The organism is Desulfurivibrio dismutans (assembly GCF_029210385.1).
GTDB classification, from domain to species: Bacteria; Desulfobacterota; Desulfobulbia; order Desulfobulbales; family Desulfurivibrionaceae; genus Desulfurivibrio; species Desulfurivibrio dismutans.
Genome location: NZ_JARGDQ010000005.1, coordinates 55308 through 77494 on the forward strand (window position 1 = coordinate 55308; position 22187 = coordinate 77494).

The window sequence follows — 22187 nt, forward strand, 5'->3', positions numbered from 1 at the left end:
CATGGGCCGGACGCTGGCGGTGGTGTGGAAAGAACTGTTGCTGCTCTCCCGGGATCATGCCGGGCTGTTAAGCCTTTTCTTGTTGCCGGCGGCCCTGGTGCTGGTGATCACCCTGGTGCAGCAGAATGTCATGGAGCTTACCGGGGAGCGAACCGGGAGCATGCTTTTTATTGACCAGGATCAAGGAGAGCTGGGGCCGGAGTTGCAGGCCCTGCTGCGGCAGCATCGGGGGATCGAGCTGCTGGTCTGGCCAGCGGAGCGGGCGGCCGAGGCCCGGTCCGCCGTGGTCGCCGGCAAGCACAGCGGTCTGCTGATCCTGCCCGCCGGTACCGGCGAGGCTTTGTGGGCCCGGCTGGAGCGCCTGGCTGCGGTGGCCGCCGACCAGGAAGCTGACGGCCAGACGGTTAACCAGGAGGAGCGCGCCGGAGCCCTGCCGGAGTTGCAACTCTATTTTGATCCGACCCTGTTGCCGGGGTTTCGCCAGGAGATAGGCGCCCTGGTGCGCCTGGCCATGGCCCGGGTGGAACTGGATTGGAAGCTGGAATTGCTGGTCGGCACCATTCGCAGCCGGCTGGAGCAGTTGGGGATTCCCGGGGAGTTCCTGCGGCACGAGACCTTTGGGATCGAGACCCTGGATGAGGAGTTGCTCCGGCTCCGGGAGTGGGCGGAAGGGGCGGGAAAACAGCAGCCCGGAGTGGTGCAGCAAAATGTTCCGGCCTGGGCCCTGTTCGGCATGTTTTTTACCGTGCTGCCGCTTGGGGGGGGGCTGCTCTGGGAGCGGCGCGCGGGGGTCTGGCTCCGTTTTCGCAGTATGCCTTTGGCCATTGGCAGCCTTTTGGGAGGCAAGATGCTGGCCTATATGCTGGTCGGCCTGTTCCAGTTTGCCTTGATTTACCTGATTGGTAACCGTCTTTTTCCCCTGCTGGACCTGCCGGCTTTCACCATTGCGGGGGTGTTTTTTGAGATCGGCCTGATCGTGCTGGTGGTCAGCCTGGCCGCCTGCGGTTACGGCTTGATGTTGGGCAGCGTCTGCAGCAGCTATGAGCAGGTTACCATGTTCGGTGCCATCTCCATTGTCCTGGCCGCTGCTGTGGGCGGGATCATGGTGCCGGTGTACGCCATGCCCGAGTTTATGCAGCAGCTTGCGGTGGTGTCGCCCCTCAACTGGGGTCTGACCGCCTTTCATGAGGTTCTGGTCCGGGGCCATGGCCTGGCCGAGGCCGCCAGTCAGCTGGTGGGGCTGCTGCTTTTCGGCTTAGGCAACCTCTTGCTGGCCTGGCGTCTGACCACGTCGTAAGGCTTGGCCGGCCCGGCGGTCCCGCTGAATGGATATAGTCCGTTAAGTCCGCAGGTTGGCTGGCCGGATGAGCGGTTACTTAGATATTTTTTAACAAGAGCGTTTTTGCGGGAGAAGGGGTTATGGAAAGTCAGGATAGGGCGCTGGCGGAGGAACTGCTGCCCCTTATTGTCGAGACCTGCCGGTTGCCGGCCAGGGAACTGCAGGTGGCGGAAATTATGAATCGGTCCCTGGTCGGTCCGGACTCGCCACTGGGAATTGATTCCCTGGATGCAGTGGAGATTGTGGTGGCGGTCCAGAACCGTTACGGGGTGCGGATCGAGTCGGTGGAAAGCGGTCAGCGGATCATGGCCTCGCTGGCTTCCCTGGCGGAGTTTATCCGTCGGCACCGGACTGTTTAACAAAGCAGTTGGTCAAACCACCGTCAGCAGGATGTAGCCCACGGCAAAACGGCCGCTTTCCGGGATGAAACAGAAGATCTTTTCCCCCGTCCTTAAACGACCGGAAGCAAACAGTTCCTGCAGCATGATGTAAAATGAGGCCGCCCCGGTGTTGCCCCTGGTGGCCAGGTTGGTGAACCATTTTTCGTAGGGCAGCGGGAAATCGATGGCCGCCAGTTGATCGTGCAGTGGCGCCCGGAAGTACTCTGAGGAGTAATGGGGCAGAAACCAGTCGATCTCCTCCGCTTTAAGGCCATGTCTGGCCAGCAGTGGAGGGAGGCTGTCGCCCACCAGGGTCTTGATCACCTCCCGGTTGAGCAGTCGGGCGTCCTGCTTGACGGCAAACGCTCCTTGGGCCAGGGCCTTTTCAATGTTACCGTACTGCCGCCATCCTCTGACGGCGCCGTTTTCTTCCTTTACTCCCCCGGCGTACATGCAGGTTTCCTGGCGGTGGGCCTGGGAGATAATTTCCAGCCAGTCAATGCGCAGGCTGATCCCGTCGGCGGTCGGCTGTTTTTCCAGCAGCATGGCGCCGGCGCCGTCGGAGAGCATCCAGCGCAGAAAATCAGCCTCAAAGGAGAAGGCCGGGTGACGCTTATTATCGCTCTCCACCTCCCGGCTTGGCGGTGGCTTAAGGAACGAAGGGCGGAGAAAGCTGGAAGAGAGATCCGAGCCGGTGGCCACCGCGTTGTCGGCCAGGCCCATGGCCACCGCCATGGCGCCGTATTTCATGGCCATGATGCCGGAAAGGCAGATCCCGCTGGCGGTGTTGATCTCGCAGGGTGCCGCCCCTAACTCGCCGTGGACCATGGAAGCGTGGCCCGGCATCAGCTGGTCCGGGGAAGCGGTGCCGCAGGAAAGACAGGCAATCTGCTCCAGGCTGCATCTGCCTTGGGCGCAAAGAGCGCGGACGGCCTCGGCGGTCAGTTCCCGATTGCTGTGGGTTAGCCGTCCGGTGCCCGGTTCCAGGGCGTAATGTCGGGTAGTGATCCCGTTGTTCTGCAGAATGATCTTCCTGGTTTTGGCCGAAATTCGGTCGGCGCCGATAAGGTAGGCGTCAAGCTCCTGGTTGCTGATTGGCGGTCCGGGAAGAAACGCGGCAAGGTCGGTGATAAAGACGTTCATCATTTCACAGTTTGGCCTGTTGATGGCTGGTGCGGACCAACTCCGCATATAGCCGGTAAAATTCTTCTTCCGCCAGCCGGGTGGGGGTGACGGCATTGGTTAAGGTGTAATAATCCAGATCATGGTTGATGATCTCCTGCCGTTGCCGACGGTGGTACTCGGTGCCGGGCAGGGGGGTAAGTACGGTGATGATGGGCAGATCGATCCGGCTGGCGGCCAGATAGTCGCTCAAGCGCCGGAAGTCTTCCTCCTCGTAGCTGGGGGCCACGATGAAGTCCCCGACAATGGTGATCCCCATCTCCTGCAGGATCCCCACCGCCTCCCGGTTGACATCCGCCCGGTTGGCCTTGTTCATGGCCGCCAGTCTTTGGTCGTCCAGCTCTTCAAAACCGATGATCACCGCCCTTAAGCCGGCTTCCCGCCACAGCCGCATCAGCTCGGGGTGATTGACCACCGTGTCGGAGCGCACGTCGGCCAGAAATTGTTTGTTAAGCCCGGCGGCTTTGATCGCCTCTCCCAGTTGCCGGGCCTGTTCGAGATTGCCGAAGGTGTTGGCGTCAATCAGCCGGATCACCGGAATGTCCGCCAGCAGTTCGATGTCCCGGATTACCTGGTCCGGGGGGCGGGTCAGGTAACGGCCGTCGCTTTGACCTTTGATGCAACAAAACGAGCAGCGGTGAGGGCAGCCGGCGGCGGAAGCGACAAAGCCCATGCTGACCTTGAGCCTTTCCAGTCGGTAGTGCTCCCGGTAATGGGCGACCAGTTGATAGGCCGGCGGGTGATGGGAAACCAGGTCGGCCTCCCGGTAATCCCGGTTAAGCCATTGCAGCCGGTTTCCCGGCGAAGTTTTGGCCATGCCGGGGAGATCCGCCGGCTGCCGGCCCTGTTCCAAAGCCTCAACCAGTTCCCGGAAGGAAAGTTTACCCAGGCCGATACAGATATAGTCAACTTCTTCATGATTGAAAAAGGCCGGGTCGTTGCTGGCGTGGATGCCTCCCACCACCACGCTCTTCACCCCCGCCGCCTTCACCTCCCGGGCCAGGCGCCGCACGGTGTTGGCCTCGCAGGTTACCCCGGTAAGCCCCACCAGGTCCGGCAAGGCTTCGCTCAGGGCCCGGCTTAGGCCGCCAGGCTCGGCTTTCAAATCCAGGATTCGCACTTCGTGGTCGGGCAGGTTGCCGGCCAGTTCTTCCAGCGCCAGGGGTTCACCCCGGAAAATCTGCCTGACGGAAGTGATTCCGTAGCGTTCTTCGGGAATACTGCGCCCGCAATTGGGAGGATTGATCAACAGAATTTGCATAACGGCGTTTCCCCGGATCTGAGCCGGATTATGGTGTGCTTGTAGCCGGCGGTTGGTTGAACTGCCGGTAAAACCATAACTCCGCCGCCGGTTAACGATTTTACCGGCGGCTGGCGGCGGCCATTATAACACAAGAGACCGGTTGGTCACGGCAAATTTAACAAAGGTTACCAAAACCCCGGCGGCACCGACCCGAATTAAGGTAAGTTTTCAATATTATGGAAACTTCTAACCCCGTCTCCGGTGAAGATGTGAGAAAAACTTAATAAACCTTACCAAAGTCTTGTGCGGAAGTAATGGATATGCTAGTTTTGCCGATCTTGCCCCATGGTTCCCTGTTTTGTTGCCGTAATCCTTATTTGGTTGGGAAGGCAGTGATGGCCAAGCACATTCTCCTGATTCACCCCCTGGGCTACACCGCCGAGGGGAAGAAAACCGATATCGCCCGGTTGGCCAATCTGATGCCGCCCTTGGGATTGTGCAGCATTGCCGCCTATCTCGACCGGCAGGGCTGCCGGACGGCCATTATCGACTGTTTTGCCCACCTGGATTCCGATGCCCGGATCATGGAGTATCTTGAAGAACAACGGCCGGACTGGATCGGCTTGACCTGCACCACCAACGGTTTTCTCGATGCGGTGCGAATCGTGCGCATGGTGAAACAGGCCCGGCCGGAAATTAAGGCCGTGCTTGGAGGGGTTCATGTTTCCGCCTGCAAGGAAAAAATCCTGGCCGAGTATCCGGAGGTGGATTGTGCGGTGGTGGGGGAGGGTGAGTTGCCGTTGACCCAACTGCTGCAGGGGGCACCCTTGGCGAACATTGCCGGCCTGGTTTATCGGGATGACGCTGGGGTGCGTTTTACCGGTTTGCAGGGGCGTGGGGTGGAACTGGACGACTTGCCCTTCCCGGCCTACGAAAAGCTGCGCGGTTACCCCGAGGTCTACCAGTTACCGATCTTCAACTATCCCCGTCATCCCAACGCCAGCTGCCTTTCCAGCCGGGGCTGTCCATACTCCTGCAGCTACTGCGACCGCTCGGTCTTCCGGCGCAGCTTCAAGTACAATTCCGCCGATTATGTTTACCGGCACATGCAGTACCTGCGGCAGCGCTGGGGGATTCGCCATCTAAACTTCTATGACGATCAATTCACTTTCCACCGGGACCGGGTGGTGGAACTTTGCCGACGGCTGATTGAGCACCCCCTTGCTATGACCTTCAACTGCGCGGTGCGGGCCGAGCACGTGGACCCGGAACTGCTGGCCCTGATGAAAAAAGCCGGTTGCTGGATGATCAGCCTGGGCATTGAAACCGGAGATCCGGACCTGTTGGCCCAGCACCGGCAAAACGCTGATCTCGACATGCTGGCTCGGGTGATTCATGATATCCACCGGGCCGGGATCAGGGTCAAAGGATTGCTGATGCTGGGGCTGCCGGGAGAAACCGAGGAGAGTGTGCAGCGCAGCATGCGCTACGTCTTTTCCTTGCCCATCGATGATTTCAATCTGGCCAAGTTTACCCCTTTTCCCGGTTCGCCCATCTATCAGAAAATCCATGAATTGGGCGAGTTCGAGGAAGATTACCGGAAGATGGACTGCATGAATTTTGTTTTTGTCACCAAAGGGATGACCAGGGAAAGACTGGAAGAGCTCTTTCTGGAGTTTTACCGCCGCCATTTCATGCGACCGCGGGTATTACTGGGCTATCTGGCCATGCTCTGGCAATCACCCCACAGCTGGTGGCGGTTTTTGGGCAATCTCTCCAGCTTTTTGCGTTTTGCCCGTTCCAATAAGCGGATTGAGGGTTAATGAACAGCCGGTTGGATAAGCAGCGCCGGGTGGTGGTGACCGGCATGGGGATTGTCTCCTGCCTGGGGTTGTCGCGCCGGGAGGTGCGGGCGTCCCTTTATGACGGGACACCCGGGATTGCGCTGCTGTCGGAGCGCAAGGAACTGGGCTTTCAAAGCGGTTTGAGCGGGGTGATCAAAGGTTTTACCCCAACCCCGGGCTATCCGCTGGATCGTAAATACCGCAGCAAATTGCCGGAGTTCGGCTGGTGGGCCTGGGATGCCCTCTGCCAGGCCCTGGAGCAGGCCAGGGTGGAGCCGGCCGACTTGGCAGAAGATGTCCGGACCGGCTTTCTCTTCGGTAACGACTCGTCGGTGGTAACCGGAGTCGAGCAGTGTGAGATGCTGCGGGCGGCGGGGGAGACCCGGGGGATCGGCAGCGGCCATATCTTTCGGCTGCTCACCAGCACCGTAACCCTGAACCTGTGTACCAAGCTGCAGTTGCGGGGTGCCTCCTGGACGGTGAGCGGCGCCTGTGCCAGCGGCGCCATGGCCATTGGCCAGGCCGCCGAGCTGATCGCCCGGGGGCGGCAGGACCGCATGCTTTGCGGCGGTGGGCAGGAGATTTCCTGGCAGTCCATGTGCAGTTTTGATGCCGTGGGCGCTTTTGCCCGGCGGGAAGAGGCGCCGTCGGAAGCCTCACGCCCTTTTGACCAGGGCCGTGATGGCCTGGTGCCCGGCGGCGGGGCGGCGGTGCTGCTGCTGGAGGCCGAAGAGAAGGCCCGAGAGCGGGGAGCGGAGATCCTGGCTGAAATTTGCGGTTATGATTTTGCCGCCGATGGCTATCATATTTCCGTGCCCAGCGGCGAAGGGCTGGAACGGGCCATGGCCGGAGCCATTGCCGATGCCGGGTTGGAGCCCGGGCAGATTGATCTGGTGATGGCCCATGCCACCTCCACCCCGGTGGGGGATGAAAAAGAGGCCCAGGCGCTGAGCCGGCTTTTCGGGTTGGCGCGGGGTAACCAGGGGCCGCTGGTGGCGGCGACCAAGGCCCTCACCGGGCACGAATTCTGGATGGCCGGGGCTTCCCAGGTGATTTATGCCCTGCTGATGAGCCGGGCGGGTTTTGTCGGCCCTCATCCCAATCTGACCGAACCGGCGCCGGCGGCGGCGGGCCTGCGGATTCCCACGGCCGCCATAACCGTCGCCCCCCGCCATATTTTGTGCAACGCGGCGGGTTTCGGCGGAGTTAACGCCAGCCTGGTGGTGCAGGCCTTATGAACTCCGCGGCGCAAGGGTTTTGACTTTGGTAAACGGTGATTTGAAAACGGATGTGGTGGTGATCGGCAGCGGCATCAGCGGCTTGACCGCCGCCGCCCTGCTGGCCCGTAAGGGCCGGGAGGTGATGCTCATTGAGCGCACCGCCCGGCCCGGCGGCGCCCTCAAGCGCTTCAAGCGGCAGGGGATTTCTTTTGACGTCGGCTTTCATTATTCCGGTTGTCTGGGTGACGGGGAAATTCTGGCGGTACTGTGGGATTACCTGGGGGTGCGGGACCGGCTTGAAATCCGGCAATTTCCCCCGGAAGGATACGATGAACTGAACATCAGTGGTTGTGCTCAGCCGGTTCGAGCCTATTTTAATTATGTGCAACTGGCCGAGGAACTGCAGCGGATTTTCCCCGTTGAGCGGGCGGCGATTGGCGCCTATCTGGACAAAGTAAGGGATATCTGCCAGGAGATTCCTTTTTACAACCTGGACCTGCCGTTATCGCCGTTTTTGCGGGGCATTAAAGAGCGGCCGCCGTCCCTGGCGGAATACTTGCGATCGATTACCGCCAATCCGCAACTGCAGGCGGCCCTGGCCGCTCCGGCCTTTCTTTACGGGGTGCTGCCGGAGGCTGCCGCCTTGCCGGTCCACGCCTCCGTGGCCCATGGTTTTTACCAGGGGGCCTACACCATCGATGGCGGTGGCCAGGCGGTGGTGGATGCCTATCTGCAGGTGCTGGCCCGGGCCGGCGCCCGGGTGCTGACCGGTAACCGGGTGACAAAAGTGCTGGCGGCACAGGGTCGGGTGGCCGGCGTGGTTACCGAGCGGGAAGAGGTTATTGCCTGTCGTGAGGTCATTTACACCGGCCATCCGGCGGCGGTGCCGGCCATGGTGCCGGCCTCTTTGTTCCGGCCGATTTACCTCAAAAGATTGCAGGAGTTGCAGAACACCTGCTCCATGTATGCCGTTTTCGCGGTGCCGGAGGGAGACAAGGTGCCGTCGCCGGACTGGGTTAACTATTATCAGCTGCCCGCCGGCCTGGATCTTGTCGCCCGGCACCGTGAGGGCTCTTTGGCCCGGCGGAGTTTGATGATGACCAGCCCGGAAAGGCGGGATACGGGAAGCTTGCGGGAACCCAACCGGGGGATTATATTGCTCAGCCCCGCCTTTTGGAGCGAAGGTGAACGGTTTTGGGACAGCACCCCCCGGAATCGTCCGCCCGCATATAAGGCCTGGAAGGAGGAGGTGGCCGGAGAGATGCTGGCCGCCGCCCGGCGGCAATGGGGCGCCCGATACGGCGCCCTCCGGCCGCTGGCGGTGGGCACACCGCTGACTTTCCGGGATGAACTGGCGGCGCCCGAGGGGGCAGCCTACGGCGCTCAGCACTCTCTTTTACAGCACAACCCGACGGCCCGTACCCGGTTGCCGGGCTTCTGGCTGAGCGGCCAGAGCACCCTGATGACCGGGGTGGTCGGGGCGGCTCTGGCCGGCCTGGTCAGTGCCGGCGAAATCCTGGAACTGGAAAATACGTGGGAAGAGGTCAGGCAGTGTCGTTAAACAGAGTGGTCATTACCGGCTGCGGGGCGATTTCCCCTTATGGGCAGGGAGTTGCGGCCCTGGTGGACGGAGTCTGGGCCTCCCGGGCCACCGTGCAGGCCATGCCGGAGTGGGGGCGGATCGACGGTTTGCACAGCCTGTTGGCCGCCCCGGTGCCGGAACTGGCGGTCAAAGAGCTCTTGTCGCGCAATCTGCGCCGTACCATGGGGCCAATGGCGATTTATGCCACTCTGGCGGCCCGTGAGGCGGTGGCTCAGGCCGCGCTCAATGAGGATTATCTGGCTTCCGGCGAGGTCGGGGTGGCGGTTGGCTCCACCACCGGCAGTCCTTCCGCTTACGAGGATTTTTACCGGCGCTATCTGCCAGATGAGGCCATCGACGGGATCAAGTCCGGTGAATTTTTTAAAATCATGGGGCACAGTTGCGCTGCCAATGTCTGTCTGGCCTTGGGGATCCGCGGCGAGCAGTGGGCCCCGGTGAGCGCTTGTGCTTCTTCCTGCCAGGCCATCGGGCTGGGCTACCTGCTGATTAAAAGCGGTCGCCAGCAGGCGATGCTGTGCGGTGGCGCCGATGAGGTGCATCCTTCGGTTACTGGCGTTTTTGACGTGGTGCGGGCGGCTTCGCAGCGTAATGGGCAGCCCGCCTCCTCTCCCCGACCTTTTGACCGGGATCGCGACGGTGTGGTCTGCGGTGGGGGCAGCGGTATCCTGGTGCTGGAGAATTATCAGGCGGCCTGCGCCCGGGGGGCGACAATTCTGGGAGAGATTATCGGTTTCGGCAACGTCAGCGACAGCGAACATATTGCCAATCCCCACGAGGACGCCATGGCCGGGGCCATGCGCAAGGCCATGGCGGAAGCCGGGGTCGAGGGCAGTCAAGTGGACTACGTTAATGCCCATGCCACCGGTACCCTGCAGGGCGATCTGGCGGAGGCCCGGGCCATCGGCATGGTGCTGGGGCCCGGGGCGGCGGTGAGCTCCTGCAAGGGGCATATCGGGCATACCCTGGGCGCCGCAGCGGCCCTGGAAAGTATTGTGGTGCTGGAGATGCTGCGCCGGCAGGAAGCTGTCCCCACCCTCAACCTGGAAAATCCCGATCCGGAATGTGCGGTGGTTGATTTGATCAAGAAAGTGGAGAAACGAAACTTGAATATGGTGCTGAAGAATAATTTTGCTCTTGGTGGCGTTAATTCAGCTCTGGTGATTAGGAGGCAGGAATCATGATGACCGATGACGAGTTGCGCCGCAAGGTGGTTGAAACCCTGGCTGAAGAGTTTGAGCTGGATCCGGAAGCGATGCAGCCCGAGGCGACCCTGTTTGACGACCTGGGGCTGGACAGCCTCGATGCCGTGGACATGGTGGTGGCCCTGGAAAAAACCTTCGGCATGAAGTTGACGGACAAAGAAAGCCTGCAGGCCGTAAGAACCATGAACGACCTTTTTGAGCTCCTGATCCGTTTGAAGGGAGTCCAGGGTGGCCAGCAGACTTAAAAAGCTGGGGGTCAACCTTTACGCCTGGCCGCTGTTTGTCCTGTTAACCTTGCTGTTCGGGCTGGCCCTGCCGCTGATTATGGCCGGAGCGCTGATTCTGGGGGAGAAATCGCCGGGCCGGACGATACGCCTGGCGGTCCGGCAGTATGGTGGTCTGCTGCTGCGGCTGTTCAGGCCGGTGGTGCCCGTAAGCTTGGAAAATAAGGCCGGGGAGTTGCCCCTGCCGGTGATTTTTGTGGCCAACCACAACTCGGCGATTGATCCTTATCTGTTCGGTCTGCTGCCGGTGGAAAACGCCTTTGTTACCAGCTGGCCTTTTCAGATGCCGTTTTACCGCCAAATCATGCAAAGGGCCGGTTACATCGACGTCCGGTTCGGCTGGTCGGCGGTTGCGAGCCAGGGGCGAAAACTGCTGGCCGCCGGCAGTTCGATTATCGTCTGGCCCGAGGGACACCGCTCCCGCACCGGAAAAATGAGGCGCTTTCGAAAAGGAGCATTCCAACTGGCCGTGGCTACCGGGCGGCCGGTGGTACCAGTCTGTATTCTGGGCTCGGGAAGGGTGTTGCCGCCGGGAAGCCTCTTTTTTAATCCCGGCCGGATCAAGGTGGTCATTCTGCCACCGGTATCCCTGCCGGCGGCGGATCAGGGGCCGCTTACCCCGGAATATCTGCTGGCCGAAGCCCGCCGGTCGATCAGCGAAGAGCTGGTGGGCCGGCAGCGCCAACCGGCGTGAGAGATGAATTGTAAGCGATCACGGGGCATCGTCGAAAGCGGTGAGCGGACCGGCTTACGTACTGAGGGACGCATCGCCGTCCCAGCAGCCGCAACCTGCGGTCTCCCGTGACCGTTTACGGGACAACCCCCGTGATTGGTTACGATTAATTATGTGGCAAGGTGAAACCCGGATGCAACCGGCAACGGAACTCTATACCCTGGAGCAGGGGCTGCGGCTGCGGCAGGCGTCGGCCGTCGAGCGGGAAGCGGTGCAGTTGGCGATGCTGCGCCGACACTTGACCCTGGCGCAAAAAGCTCCCCATTACCGGGAAATGTTTGCCTCGGTCGGGTTTTCCCCCGCCCGGCTTGATTCCCTGACCGACCTGCCGGTTCTGCCTTTGACCTCCAGGGCCGACATTGACCGCTCTCCGACCTCATTGTTGCCAGCCACCGGTTTGCCGCCGGTGGACCTGGCCCTGACCTCCGGCACCACCGGGCGGCCGGTGACCATTCCTTACACCGCCCATGATCTGGAACGGCTGGCATACAATGAGATGATGGCCTTTTACGGCGCCGGGGTCAGGCCCGGCGACCGGGCTCTGTTGTTCGTGACTCTGGACCGCTGTTTTATCGCCGGCCTGGCCTATTACTCAGGACTGGTGCGGCTGGGGGCCGCCGCCATCCGAGGCGGGCCTGGCAAGCCGCCGCAGCACTGGGAACTGATTGCCAATCTGCGTCCCACGGTGTTGGTGGGGGTTCCTTCCTTTCTGCTGAAACTGGCGCGCTGGGGGGAGGAAAACGGGCTGGCGCCGGCGCAAAGCGGCGTTACCGCGTTGGTTACCATCGGTGAGCCGGTGCGGCGGGCCGATATGACCCTGACCCCGCTGGGAGCCCTGTTGCAGCAGGCCTGGGGGGCGCGGCTGCATGCCTCTTACGGGGCCACCGAGATGGCCACCGCCTTTGGTGAATGCACCGCTGGCTGCGGCGGGCACGTGCACCCTGAACTGATGCTGGCGGAAATTATCGATGAGCAGGGGCGGCCGGTCGCCCCCGGCGAGCCCGGAGAAGTGGTGGTAACCCCGTTGGGAGTGGAGGGGTTCCCCCTGGTGCGGTTCCGCACCGGTGATGTCGCCCGGCTGCACCATGAACCCTGCCCCTGTGGCTGGCAAACCCCGCGGCTCGGCCCCATTGAAGGGCGCCTGGCCCAGCGTTTGAAATACAAGGGAACCACCCTTTATCCGGAAAGCATTTTTCAAGTGTTGCAGGAGGTGCCGGGAGTCCGGGATTTTTACCTGGAAGTAAGCTCTTCCTACGATCTCTCCGATGAGATCAGAGTGGTAGTCGGAGGGGGAGATATCAGTTTGGAAAAGATCAGGGATATGTTACAAGCCCGTTTACGGGTGATGCCGGAAGTTGTTGTCAGGCCGGCGGCGGAAGTGCTGGCGGTCATCGAAAGCGGAGGGAGCCGAAAGGTGAAGAGATTTTTTGATTTGCGCGAGGTTGCACGATAATGTCATGTTTAAGTGAGTACTGGGGGCAGGAATTCACCCCCGGGGAGATTGCCGCGGCCAAGGCGAGAAACGGTTTACTCTCGCTGGAGCTGGAGCTGTCGCTGGCCTGTAATATCCGCTGTATTTACTGTTATGCCGGTTCCGGGTTACCGCTGGCCGATGAGCTTTCCATGGCGGAAATTAAACAGGTCATCGACCAGGCGGCGGAGTTGGGAGCCCGTAAGATCATCGTGTTGGGCGGGGGGGAACCGCTGATGTATCCGGAGATTTTTACGGTGATCGACTATATCCGGAGCAGAGGCATGCAGGCGGATATCTTCACCAACGGCACCCTGGTCACGCCGGAAGTTGCCGGTCGCCTTAAAGAACGCCGGGTGGCGGTAGTGGTTAAGAGGAACAGCCTGGATGCCGAGGTGCAGGATCTGCTGGCCGGTCGTCCGGGAACATTTGCCGCCATCGAAAAAGGGCTGACGGCCTTGCGGGAGGCTGGCTATCCCGGTGAGGATCTGCTGCTGGGGGTGCAGACCATTGTCTGCCGCCATAACTACGCGGAATTGCCTGATCTCTGGCGCTGGGCACGGCGACAGGGAATCATCCCCTACGTGGAGATGATGACCCTGCAGGGCCGGGCCGTCGAGCACCCCGAACTGGAGGTTACCGGCCCCGAGATTCGGAGCCTGTTTGAGCAACTGGCCCGCATCGACCGAGAAGAGTTTGGTTTCAACTGGTCGCCCCGGCCGCCGCTGGCCGCCTCCCAGTGTTCTCGGCATGAATATTCCTGCACCGTGACTTCCGTAGGCGATGTCAACCCTTGCCCCGGGGTCAATGTGGGGGTGGGCAATGTCCGCCAGCAATCTTTGGCCGATATTCTGGCCGGCAGCCGGGTTATTCGGGAACTGCGGGATATTCGCCATACCATAAAAGGTAAATGCTCGGGTTGCGACCATAACACCACCTGCTATGGTTGCCGGGGGCATGCCTATCAGGTGACCGGCGACTATCTGGCCGAGGATCCATTGTGCTGGTTGGAAAGCAAGGACGCCGCCAAGTAGTGGTGCGGGGTTGCCGTCGGCTGGTGGGGCTGGGAGTCGGGCTGCTGCTGTTCGTGGCGCTCACTTCTGGGTCGCCTTTAATGGCGGCGGCCGAACCGGTGGTCAAACCGCCCGGCGGCTGGTCCTGGCTGGCCGGTTACGGCACCAGTCACCCAGGCTGGGGAGAAACCGTAACCCGGGTGGAAACCCTGGACCTGGTGGCCCGGTACGAAAAGGTGGTCCGGGCTGAAATCGGGACCTCCTGGTACCGCCTCCGGCATTCGCTGCTGCTGGAGTTGCCGTTGCACCTGATCACCAATTATGACCTGACCCCCATGGTGGGGATAAATTTTCTGGCCGGCTGGACCATGACCGGGCTGGGAGCCATCCAGCCTTACTTCTTTGCCGGTGGAGGCCCTCTTTATACGGCCACGGATATTGCGGGGATGGGAACCAGGCTCAACGGTAATTATCAGTTCGGGGTTGGGGTGCGCCGCCCTTTGGAAGGCCACCGTTATCTGAAGCTTGAATACCGCTTTCACCATGTGTCCAGCGGGGGGCGCCGCAAACCCAACGAACCACTGAACTCCAGTAAACTGCTGGTGGGCATGACTTTTTAACCTGGTCGGCGACGAGGTTAGCGGTGCCGACCATTTTAGTTTTTTTAACTTAACTTATTATGATGGCCCATGCCGGATAAACTTGCCGCCAATCACGATTACCGTTACGCCTTTGCCGCCACCCCACCCGAGGAGGTGCTGGCGGTGCTGGAGGAAGTTCCCGGCCGTTGGGGGCGGATGCCGCCATTGAGTCGGGCGCTGGTGGTGGAAACCGGTCGGGTGCTGGCCGCTGCCGACCTGCTGACCGGCGGTCGTCGTTTGCATGAACGGGGTATTAAGGTGGGGCTGATCGGGGCCACCACCACCGGTTCGCTGAGCACCGACCTGGATTTTGCCGCCAGCCTGGATGGCGGTTTTCAGTTGGCCAGTCCGGCGCTTTTTGGCTATACCCTGCCCAATATCGCGCTTTCCGAGGCTGCCAGTCATTACGGCCTGACCGGGCCGGTTTATGCGGTTTTCCCCGGCCACCAGCCGCTCATGGCCGCCGCCCGGACCGAGGCCGAGCGGTGGCTGGCCGGTTGTCCTGAGCTGGACCTGATGCTGGCCGGCGTCTTCGACAGCCGTCCCGGCGCCGATGAAGCTGTCGTCCTTTCCTTAACCTTTGCCGTTGTGAGTGAATGAGTATGCGTATTGCCTTGGTGTATCCTAAATGGGACAAGATTCCGGAACAGACCGAATTTCATCTGCCGCCCCACGGGCCGGTGTGTGTGGCCGCCGCGATTCCCGAGCAGTACGAGGTCCGTTTCACCGATGAAAATGTCGATTCACTGGACTTGGACTGGAAGCCCGATGTGGTACTGTTATCGATGATGCTGACCTGCCAGCTCCCCCGGGGTAAGGAGATAGCGGCCGAATACCGGCGGCGGGGGGTGTCGGTGATCAGCGGCGGGATTGCCACCATGTTGCACGCCGAAGAGATCGCCGAACATGTGGACAGTGTTTTTCTGGGCGAGGTGGAAAACGGGCGGCTGGCTGGAGTGCTGGAGGACTGTCGCCATGGCAAACTGCAGGCCCTCTATAACTACTTCCATGATTTTCCGCCCATCGAAAGCGTAGGTCCGGCCCGGCGGGAGATTCTCAATCAGTCCCGGTATATCTACCGGGGGGTGAAGATGGTGGATCTGGTCCATGCCTCCCGAGGTTGTCGCTTCAACTGTTTCCCCTGCGCCACTGCCTATCTGGGCGGCCGCCAGTTTCGGCCGCGGCCGCTGGACCGGGTGGCGGAAGAACTGGCCGGGATTGACAACAACCGCCTGTTCATGGTGGACAACTCATTGGCCCAGGACAAGGATTGGGTGCTGGAGCTGTTTGCGGCCATGAAGCCGCTTAAAAAGAAATGGATCTCGCACCCCATCCTGGATGACGACGAAGTGCTGGCCGCGGCGGCGGACGCCGGCTGCTGGTACGTCTACCAGGCGGTGTTCGATACTTCCGAGGTGATCCGCAACCGGGTGCGGCGGCTGAAAGAGCACGGTATCGGGGTTGAAGCGGCGGTGCTACTGGGGCCGGACAACCAGGATGCCGACTATATCAAGCGACTGGTGGATTTTCTGCTGGAAATCGATGTGGAGATGGCGGAGTTTTCCATCCTCACCCCCTTTCCCCATACCCCGGTTACCACCAAGTTCGAACAGGAAGGGCGCATCCTGCACCGCGACTGGCGGCGCTATACCACCGCCGAGGTCTGCTTTCAGCCCAAACAGATGACTCCCGACGAGTTGCAGGAAATGTACGATTATGCCTGGCGCACTTTTTATCAGGAGTTGCCGCAGCCGCTGCGGATGGCCCGGCTGTTCAGCGAGGTGGTGAAAAAGGAGATGGAGGACGGAACCTATGTGCCCCACCGGCAGGCGGCCGAACGCCAATGGCAGGCCGCTCGGAATTGACGGAAAGACCATGAACTGTCTATTGGTGTCGGTTAATCAGGCGGTGGTGCCTTATCCCGTATACCCCCTTGGGGTCGCCTATCTGTGCGGCAGCCTGCAGCAGGCGGGGCATGTGGCCGAGCATTTTGATCTGCTGGCCGATGGCGGTGCCGCGGGCCTGCGGCAGCGGCTGATCGAGCGCCGCTATGACCTGATCGGCCTTTCCATTCGCAACCTGGACACCGTCGACAGTTGTGACCCCAACGATTTTGTACCCGAAGTGGCGGCGGTCGTTGCCTTGATCCGGGAGGTCTCCCCGGCGCCGGTGGTGCTCGGCGGGCCGGCCTTTTCCCTGATGCCGGAACAGCTGTTGGGATTTCTGTGCGCCGACTACGGGGTGGTGGGCGAGGGCGAGGTGCTGCTGCCCTGGCTGGCCGATGAACTGGCTGCCGGCCGGCCGCCCGGGCAGAAGATTCTGCGCAATGAGCGCCGGGTGGACTTCTGGCCCCGGCCGGTATATGATGAAAGCCCGCTGCGTTATTATCTGGCCCACGGCGGCATGCTGGGAGTGCAGACCAAGCGCGGCTGTCCTTATCATTGCGCTTATTGCTCCTATCCCACCATCGAGGGACACACCCTGCGTTACCGGGATCCGGACGAGACGGCGGCAGAGGTGGCCCGGCTGGTGTCGGAACACAGTGCCAGGTACATTTTCTTTACCGACTCGGTGTTCAACGACGGGGCCGGGCAATTTCGCCGCCTGGCCGAAGCCCTGATCAGAAATGGCAACACCACTCCCTGGTGCGCCTTTTTTCGCCCCCAGAACCTGGAGCGGGAAGATTTGCGGCTGCTCAAGCGAGCCGGATTGGCGGCCATGGAACTAGGTACCGATGCCGCCTGTGACCGAACCCTGGCGGGCCTGGACAAGGGGTTTGACTTCGATCAGGTGCTGCGGGCCAACCGGCTGGCGGTGGAAGAGGGGGTTCCCTGCGCCCATTTTGTGATGTTCGGCGGCCCCGATGAGGACCGCCGGACCTTGACCGAAGGGCTTGATAATTTATCCCGGCTGGAAAAGTGTATCGTCTTTGCTTTTTCCGGCATCCGGATTCTGCCGGGAACCGCGCTGGCCGCCAGGGCGGTGGCGGACGGGGTGATCACCGCCGACCAATCTTTGTTGACCCCGACTTTTTATTTTTCGCCCCAGTTGCCGGCCGCCGAGCTTAACCGGGAACTGGCCGCCGCTTTTGCCCCGCGAACGGACCGGATCTTTCCAGTTTCACAGATTATCGGTCATCTGACAGTTTTGCATGAGATGGGGCATACCGGGCCGCTCTGGGATTTTTTGCTGCGTCCGCCCCGGGTAAGAAATGCGCGCTCGGTATGAGCAACCGACCATCGTTGTGGTGCCGGTATACAACCATGGCGCCACCCTGCGGGAAGTGGTGCAGTGGGCCCGGGCGGCGGGCTGGCCGGTACTGGTGGTGGATGACGGCAGTACCGATGACGGCTGGCAGCGGATTGCCGACCTGGATTGCCATAAGCTGCGGCTGCCGGTAAATAAAGGTAAGGGCGCGGCCATCATGGCCGGGGCCACTAAAGCCGCCGAACTTGGTTTCGCCTGGATCATCACCGTGGATGCCGACGGCCAGCATGACCCGGCCGAGGCCGAGTTGCTGGCGGCAAAAGCGGCGGCCCTCGGCCGACCGGCCATTGTTATCGGGGCGCGGCGCATGGTGCAGGAAACAGTGCCTAAAGCCAGCCTTTTCGGTCGTTCCTTTTCCAACTTCTGGGTCCGGCTTGAAACCGGCCGTGAGCTGCCGGATACCCAGAGCGGTATGCGACTCTATCCGGTACGTGAACTGCTGGCTCTGAAGCTCGGCAGCAGTCGCTACGATTTTGAAATCGAGGTGCTGGTGCGGGCCTCATGGGCCGGGGTGGATATAGATTCAGTTGATATTTCGGTGCATTATCCGCCCAGTGGCGAACGGGTAAGTCATTTCAGCCAATGGCGGGACAATCTGCGGTTGACCGTCTTGCACACCCGTCTGCTGCTGCGCCGCCTGTTGCCTTTGTCCCATCACCGGGTCGCCGGCCAGTCCCCGCCCACGGCCGAAAAACTGGCGGTGCGACGGCCCTGGCAGACCTTGAAAAGGATCTGCTCCGAGCACACCTCGCCGGTCTGGCTGGCCACGGCGGTGTGGATCGGTCTGTTCATGGGAGCCCTGCCCCTGATTGCCTGTCATACGGTGGCGATTATCTATGTCACCCACCGCTTGCATCTAAACAAACTGGCGGCGGTGGCGGCCAGTCAGTTTTGCATGCCGCCGGTGGTGCCGGTGTTATGTATTCAGGTGGGTTATTTCATGCGTGAAGGGGGGCTGCTGCTGGATCTCTCCTGGGAAAAATGGTTGCTGGAGATTCACTTGCGCCTGTGGGACTGGTTGCTCGGCTCTCTGGTGGTGGGGCCGGTGCTGGGGCTGATCGGCGCCGGGTTGATATATTGGGCCCGGACCAGGATGTTTCCCTGTCGCGTTACGGACAACTGATTGTCCCGTGGGCGCTTATTTCGGATTGAACCCGGTGCAGGCTACGTTGGATTGACTGAGAAGATGCAAAACGTCGGTAAAGGACTGGAAAACAGTGGTGCCGGGCCGGGGCCGCCGGCCCGCAGCTGGTGGCAACGCCTGGAGGCCTGGGGCCATTACTGTTTTTATCTTACCTTGCGTCTTTTCGGCCGCACCGGGGGGTATCTGTTACTGCTGCCCGTGGTTGCCGTTTATTTGCTTGGCAGCCGGGAGATTCACCGGCGGATCAGGCCCTATCTGCGGCGCCGTTTCCCCGAACTTAACCGCTGGCGATTATGGCTGGCCACCGGCAAAATCGTCCATTCCTTCGGCCGGGTGCTGGTGGATCGGGCCTGGCTGGGCACCGGTCGGGGGCGTACCCTCGAGGGTGAAACCATTGGTTACGAGCGCTTGCTTAAACTGGTGAGCAAGGGCCAAGGGGCGGTGCTGCTGACCGCCCATGTGGGCAACTGGCAGACGGCGCTGGCCCACCTGGAGCAGCTGCCGGTACCGGTCCACGCCCTGATGCATTACGATCGGGAGGCGGCAGCCAAGCATTATTTCGACCTGGGTCAGGGGCGGCGGCCCTTCCATATCATCAGCACCGACGGGCCGCTGGGGGGAATGGTAGAAGCGACGGCGGCCCTGCAGCGGGGGGAGGTGGTCACCATCATGGGTGACCGGTTGGTCAAGGGCTCGTCGGTGTCGGTGGATTTCCTGGGTGATCCGGTTCGCCTGCCCGATGCGGCTTATGTGCTGGCGGGTTGCGTGGGCGCCCCGGTGGTGGCCATGTTTGCCGCCAAGACCGGCCGGCGCAGTTACCTGCTGAGGATTCGGGATATCTGGTATCCCGGCTGGCAGGAACGGGAGCAGAGGGCGGAAGCCTGCCGGCAAAGCGCTGCCCGCTTTGCCCGCAACCTGCAGGAGCACGTTGACGAGTATCCCTATCAATGGTACAACTTTTACGATTTTTGGCAGCAATAATCAAACTTATCGTAACCGTTCACCAGGGGTGCTAACCTACTTATTTAACGGGCTGTAAACGTTCAGCAGTGCCCCAGATTCGGGCAAGCAGCCGAGCGCCGCGTACCCGTGTACGTAAGCTTGGCTGATCGCCCGAAGGTGGGGTGCTGCTGAACGTTTACAACTTATCGGGCCGCTGATCCTATCAAGACAACTACCGCGAGGAAAAACTGAAAAGGCATGGAAGACCTGAAAGAGAAGCTCAAACATATTTTAATTGACGAAATCAAACTGCAGGGCATTACCCCCGCCGACATCAAAGATGACATGCCGCTGTTCGGTGACGGACTGGGGCTTGATTCGCTGGATGCGGTGGAACTGGTGGTGCTGATCCAGAAACATTTCGGGGTCCAGATTTCCGACATGGAGGAGGGCAAGAAGGCCTTTACCTCCATTGCCAATCTGGCCGATTATATCCGGGAGCATCAGGCATAAATTCTATGAAACTGGTGTTTTTGGCGGTGCATACAGGATGCCCCGAGGAGTGTTGATGGGTGATTCGGCAGCAGCAGTTGCCGTCAGCGGCCTGGGGTGCCTCTCCGCTGCCGGTTTAAACCTTGATGAGCACCGCAACGCGCTGGCCGGTGGTGAGGTCAACTGCGGCCCGGTGCCGGCGGAGATTTACGCTACCTCTTTACCCTTTCCGGTGTTCAGCGTGGCCGGGGATATCCGGGCGGTGGTCGGCGGGTTGTCGACTGATGAGGCAACGATGACGGCGGTGGCTGGCCTGAGCCGTACCGGCCGGCTGGCATTGGCGGCGGCGCTGGAAGCCATTGCCCGGGCCGGGCTGGACCCGGCCTCGCTGCGCGGCCGCAAGGTTGGGGTCTGCCTGGGAACCACCGTGGGCTGCGCCTTTAACGATGAGGATTATTACCGGGCCTGGCGGCAGGGACGGCGGCCGCCGCTGGCGCCGTTGCAGCGTTATCTGCAGGGTAATATCAGCACCGCCCTGCAGGCGATCCTGCAGCTTGCCGGTCCTGCCCTGGTAATCACCAATGCCTGCGCCTCAGGTACTGATGCCATCGGGGTGGCTGCTGATTGGTTGCGCCGGGGACGCTGTGAACTGGCCATCGCCGGCGGCGCTGATGCTCTGTCACGGATTGCCGGTAACGGCTTCACCTCGCTGCTGCTCACCGATGCCGACCCCTGCCGTCCCTTTGATGAGAGTAGGCAGGGCTTGAATTTGGGTGAAGGGGCCGGGGTGCTGCTACTTGAAAGGCGGGAAAGTGCGACCCGTGAAGGTCGTCGTCCGCAGGGCTGGATCAGGGGCTTTGGCACCGCCGGCGATGCCTGGCATCCCACCGCCCCTCATCCGGAGGGGATCGGTATGCAACGGGCCATTGCTGCGGCCCTGCAAGGCAGCAGTTTGCAGCGCCGGGATATATCCCTGATCAACGGCCACGGCACCGGGACCCCGGCTAACGATCTGGCGGAAACCACCGCGGTGGCGGCCGTGTTCGGGGAAAATGGACAGGTTCCGCTGGTTTCCACCAAGGCGCTCACCGGCCATACCCTGGGGGCGGCGGGCGCCATTGAGGCCATCTTTACGCTGCTGGCCCTGCAGGCCGGGAAAACCGTCGGTTCCCGCCGCTGCCGGCGGCCCGACCCAGCCTTCCACTATTGTCCTTTGGCGGAAGACGAAGAGCGAGTCTTGGCCGGTCCCATCGGGCTTTCCCAGTCGCTGGCGTTTGGTGGCGGTAATAGCGGTCTGATTCTGGAGGCGGCGTCATGAAGCGCGAAGTGCGGATCAGGGCGGTGCGAGTTGAGACCTCCGGGGCCGATATTCCGGCCCATTGGCAACGGGCTCTGCGGCGGGCCGATGATTTTTCCCGCCTGGCGGTGCTGGCTGGTGTCGGGGCCATGGGTGCCGATGCTGAAACTTCACCCAAGGAAGGCCGACCGGATATCGGGGTGTTCCTGGGTACCACCACCGGTCCTTTGGAAACCAATTTTCGCTTTCTGGACACCCTCTTTGACAACGGTGAAGGCCAGGCCTCACCCACCCTGTTTTCTCATTCGGTCCATAATGCCGCCGTGGGTTACCTGGCCCGGCTGCTGAATTTGCAGGGGCCGGCGCTGACCCTGACTTCACCCGGCTGGCCCTTTTTGGCCGCACTCGCGGAGGCCCAAGCGGCCCTGGAAAACACTGAGCTGGCCGCCGCTCTGGTGGTGGCGGCGGAAGAAGAATCACCGTTGCTGATTGAGGCCGGCGAGCGATTGACGGTGGCGACCGGAGAATGGCAAGCAGATGGAGAGGAGCAGCAAGAATCAACCGCCTGTCGTCGGGGGGCGGTTGCCTGGCTGCTGGAGGCCGTCGAGCCGGGGGTGGCTGACGGTATGCGGCTGCGTGAGATTATGCTGGCCGAGCAACCCAGCAACCCGGACTTTTATTTATTGCGTTCCGGGGAGCGGTTTCGACCGGACGCGGCAGCCCGGCCGGCTGAGGTGCCGCGAAGCCTGGCGGCGGCGCTGGCCTTGAGCCGCGCCCTGGAGGAATGCTCGAGAAGAGGAGAGCCTTCACTGCACTGGCAGGCGTCCGCCCCCTGTGGGCGGGCCGAAGTGTTGATTGAACTGCCGTAACATACCAAAACAAGGTGATAA

General features: G+C 61.4%; 21 protein-coding genes. 19 read left to right on the forward strand and 2 right to left on the reverse strand.

Annotated features, from left to right (window positions below; translation table 11 throughout):
- The first annotated feature begins 1 nt into the window (after nt 1).
- Together P0N66_RS07050 and P0N66_RS07055 are read left to right on the forward strand one after the other, a co-directional pair.
- On the forward strand, nt 2–1297 hold the full coding sequence (locus tag P0N66_RS07050) for an ABC transporter permease (RefSeq protein ID WP_275803745.1): 1296 nt from the start codon (nt 2–4) through the stop codon (nt 1295–1297).
- A gap of 122 nt (nt 1298–1419) precedes the next feature.
- Nucleotides 1420–1698: a phosphopantetheine-binding protein gene (locus P0N66_RS07055; protein WP_275803747.1), complete on the forward strand. Its 279-nt coding sequence runs from the start codon at nt 1420–1422 to the stop codon at nt 1696–1698.
- A gap of 12 nt (nt 1699–1710) precedes the next feature.
- Here the strand turns inward: P0N66_RS07055 and P0N66_RS07060 are convergent, their stop codons facing one another.
- Nucleotides 1711–2862 (reverse strand): beta-ketoacyl-ACP synthase III, encoded by a 1152-nt coding sequence (locus tag P0N66_RS07060; protein WP_431190027.1) that lies wholly within the window; start codon nt 2860–2862, stop codon nt 1711–1713.
- A 4-nt stretch (nt 2863–2866) separates the two neighbouring features.
- Nucleotides 2867–4162, reverse strand: a complete 1296-nt coding sequence (locus tag P0N66_RS07065) for a B12-binding domain-containing radical SAM protein (protein ID WP_275803751.1) — start codon at nt 4160–4162, stop codon at nt 2867–2869.
- Nucleotides 4163–4539: 377 nt separating this feature from the next.
- Between P0N66_RS07065 and P0N66_RS07070 the strand changes: the two genes are divergently transcribed.
- The 17 genes from P0N66_RS07070 to P0N66_RS07150 all read left to right on the forward strand — a co-directional run bounded on the left by P0N66_RS07070 (nt 4540) and on the right by P0N66_RS07150 (nt 22166).
- Nucleotides 4540–5967 (forward strand): B12-binding domain-containing radical SAM protein, encoded by a 1428-nt coding sequence (locus P0N66_RS07070; RefSeq protein WP_275803753.1) that lies wholly within the window; start codon nt 4540–4542, stop codon nt 5965–5967.
- A complete protein-coding gene (locus P0N66_RS07075; protein ID WP_275803755.1) occupies nt 5967–7226 on the forward strand; it encodes a beta-ketoacyl-[acyl-carrier-protein] synthase family protein in 1260 nt (419 codons plus the stop codon). The genes P0N66_RS07070 and P0N66_RS07075 overlap by 1 nt, the downstream gene beginning before the upstream one ends.
- A gap of 40 nt (nt 7227–7266) precedes the next feature.
- Nucleotides 7267–8769: a phytoene desaturase family protein gene (locus P0N66_RS07080; RefSeq protein WP_275803757.1), complete on the forward strand. Its 1503-nt coding sequence runs from the start codon at nt 7267–7269 to the stop codon at nt 8767–8769.
- On the forward strand, nt 8760–9992 hold the full coding sequence (locus P0N66_RS07085; RefSeq protein ID WP_275803759.1) for a beta-ketoacyl-[acyl-carrier-protein] synthase family protein: 1233 nt from the start codon (nt 8760–8762) through the stop codon (nt 9990–9992). The genes P0N66_RS07080 and P0N66_RS07085 overlap by 10 nt, the downstream gene beginning before the upstream one ends.
- Complete coding sequence (locus tag P0N66_RS07090) at nt 9989–10258, forward strand: acyl carrier protein (protein ID WP_275803761.1); 270 nt, start codon at nt 9989–9991, stop codon at nt 10256–10258. The genes P0N66_RS07085 and P0N66_RS07090 overlap by 4 nt, the downstream gene beginning before the upstream one ends.
- Entirely contained in the window at nt 10242–10991 is a 750-nt protein-coding gene (locus tag P0N66_RS07095) for a lysophospholipid acyltransferase family protein (RefSeq protein ID WP_275803763.1), read from the forward strand. The genes P0N66_RS07090 and P0N66_RS07095 overlap by 17 nt, the downstream gene beginning before the upstream one ends.
- Nucleotides 10992–11163: 172 nt before the next feature.
- Nucleotides 11164–12483, forward strand: a complete 1320-nt coding sequence (locus P0N66_RS07100) for a phenylacetate--CoA ligase family protein (RefSeq protein ID WP_275803765.1) — start codon at nt 11164–11166, stop codon at nt 12481–12483.
- Nucleotides 12483–13535 carry a radical SAM/SPASM domain-containing protein gene (locus P0N66_RS07105; protein WP_275803766.1) on the forward strand — a complete coding sequence of 351 codons (1053 nt, stop codon included), beginning with the start codon at nt 12483–12485 and terminating at the stop codon, nt 13533–13535. The genes P0N66_RS07100 and P0N66_RS07105 overlap by 1 nt, the downstream gene beginning before the upstream one ends.
- The gene (locus P0N66_RS07110) at nt 13502–14134 is read left to right on the forward strand and encodes an acyloxyacyl hydrolase (RefSeq protein WP_275803768.1); all 633 of its coding nucleotides are present in this window, start codon (nt 13502–13504) and stop codon (nt 14132–14134) included. Before P0N66_RS07105 ends, P0N66_RS07110 begins: the two co-directional genes overlap by 34 nt.
- Nucleotides 14135–14203: 69 nt before the next feature.
- Entirely contained in the window at nt 14204–14755 is a 552-nt protein-coding gene (locus P0N66_RS07115) for a beta-ketoacyl-[acyl-carrier-protein] synthase family protein (RefSeq protein WP_275803770.1), read from the forward strand.
- A complete protein-coding gene (locus tag P0N66_RS07120; RefSeq protein ID WP_275803772.1) occupies nt 14752–16020 on the forward strand; it encodes a B12-binding domain-containing radical SAM protein in 1269 nt (422 codons plus the stop codon). Before P0N66_RS07115 ends, P0N66_RS07120 begins: the two co-directional genes overlap by 4 nt.
- Nucleotides 16021–16030: 10 nt before the next feature.
- The gene (locus P0N66_RS07125; RefSeq protein ID WP_275803774.1) at nt 16031–17383 is read left to right on the forward strand and encodes a lipid biosynthesis B12-binding/radical SAM protein; all 1353 of its coding nucleotides are present in this window, start codon (nt 16031–16033) and stop codon (nt 17381–17383) included.
- The gene (locus P0N66_RS07130) at nt 17367–18545 is read left to right on the forward strand and encodes a DUF2062 domain-containing protein (protein ID WP_275803776.1); all 1179 of its coding nucleotides are present in this window, start codon (nt 17367–17369) and stop codon (nt 18543–18545) included. The genes P0N66_RS07125 and P0N66_RS07130 overlap by 17 nt, the downstream gene beginning before the upstream one ends.
- 63 nt (nt 18546–18608) lie before the next feature.
- Nucleotides 18609–19547 carry a lysophospholipid acyltransferase family protein gene (locus P0N66_RS07135; RefSeq protein WP_275803778.1) on the forward strand — a complete coding sequence of 313 codons (939 nt, stop codon included), beginning with the start codon at nt 18609–18611 and terminating at the stop codon, nt 19545–19547.
- Between the two features lie 219 nt (nt 19548–19766).
- Nucleotides 19767–20021, forward strand: coding sequence for a phosphopantetheine-binding protein (locus tag P0N66_RS07140; protein ID WP_275803780.1), 255 nt, complete (start codon nt 19767–19769; stop codon nt 20019–20021).
- Nucleotides 20022–20076: 55 nt separating this feature from the next.
- On the forward strand, nt 20077–21318 hold the full coding sequence (locus tag P0N66_RS07145) for a beta-ketoacyl-[acyl-carrier-protein] synthase family protein (RefSeq protein ID WP_275803782.1): 1242 nt from the start codon (nt 20077–20079) through the stop codon (nt 21316–21318).
- Nucleotides 21315–22166, forward strand: a complete 852-nt coding sequence (locus P0N66_RS07150) for a beta-ketoacyl synthase chain length factor (protein WP_275803784.1) — start codon at nt 21315–21317, stop codon at nt 22164–22166. Before P0N66_RS07145 ends, P0N66_RS07150 begins: the two co-directional genes overlap by 4 nt.
- Nucleotides 22167–22187 lie beyond the last annotated feature (21 nt).

Excerpts from the sequence above, each read along its gene's own strand:
- P0N66_RS07050 (WP_275803745.1), top strand. The coding sequence starts at position 2 with ATGGGCCGGACGCTGGCGGTGGTGTGGAAAGAACTGTTGCTGCTCTCC.
- P0N66_RS07055 (WP_275803747.1), top strand. The coding sequence starts at position 1,420 with ATGGAAAGTCAGGATAGGGCGCTGGCGGAGGAACTGCTGCCCCTTATT.
- P0N66_RS07060 (WP_431190027.1), bottom strand. The coding sequence starts at position 2,862 with ATGAACGTCTTTATCACCGACCTTGCCGCGTTTCTTCCCGGACCGCCA.
- P0N66_RS07065 (WP_275803751.1), bottom strand. The coding sequence starts at position 4,162 with ATGCAAATTCTGTTGATCAATCCTCCCAATTGCGGGCGCAGTATTCCC.
- P0N66_RS07070 (WP_275803753.1), top strand. The coding sequence starts at position 4,540 with ATGGCCAAGCACATTCTCCTGATTCACCCCCTGGGCTACACCGCCGAG.
- P0N66_RS07075 (WP_275803755.1), top strand. The coding sequence starts at position 5,967 with ATGAACAGCCGGTTGGATAAGCAGCGCCGGGTGGTGGTGACCGGCATG.
- P0N66_RS07090 (WP_275803761.1), top strand. The coding sequence starts at position 9,989 with ATGATGACCGATGACGAGTTGCGCCGCAAGGTGGTTGAAACCCTGGCT.
- P0N66_RS07100 (WP_275803765.1), top strand. The coding sequence starts at position 11,164 with ATGCAACCGGCAACGGAACTCTATACCCTGGAGCAGGGGCTGCGGCTG.
- P0N66_RS07105 (WP_275803766.1), top strand. The coding sequence starts at position 12,483 with ATGTCATGTTTAAGTGAGTACTGGGGGCAGGAATTCACCCCCGGGGAG.
- P0N66_RS07115 (WP_275803770.1), top strand. The coding sequence starts at position 14,204 with ATGCCGGATAAACTTGCCGCCAATCACGATTACCGTTACGCCTTTGCC.
- P0N66_RS07120 (WP_275803772.1), top strand. The coding sequence starts at position 14,752 with ATGAGTATGCGTATTGCCTTGGTGTATCCTAAATGGGACAAGATTCCG.
- P0N66_RS07125 (WP_275803774.1), top strand. The coding sequence starts at position 16,031 with ATGAACTGTCTATTGGTGTCGGTTAATCAGGCGGTGGTGCCTTATCCC.
- P0N66_RS07130 (WP_275803776.1), top strand. The coding sequence starts at position 17,367 with ATGCGCGCTCGGTATGAGCAACCGACCATCGTTGTGGTGCCGGTATAC.
- P0N66_RS07135 (WP_275803778.1), top strand. The coding sequence starts at position 18,609 with ATGCAAAACGTCGGTAAAGGACTGGAAAACAGTGGTGCCGGGCCGGGG.
- P0N66_RS07140 (WP_275803780.1), top strand. The coding sequence starts at position 19,767 with ATGGAAGACCTGAAAGAGAAGCTCAAACATATTTTAATTGACGAAATC.
- P0N66_RS07145 (WP_275803782.1), top strand. The coding sequence starts at position 20,077 with ATGGGTGATTCGGCAGCAGCAGTTGCCGTCAGCGGCCTGGGGTGCCTC.
- P0N66_RS07150 (WP_275803784.1), top strand. The coding sequence starts at position 21,315 with ATGAAGCGCGAAGTGCGGATCAGGGCGGTGCGAGTTGAGACCTCCGGG.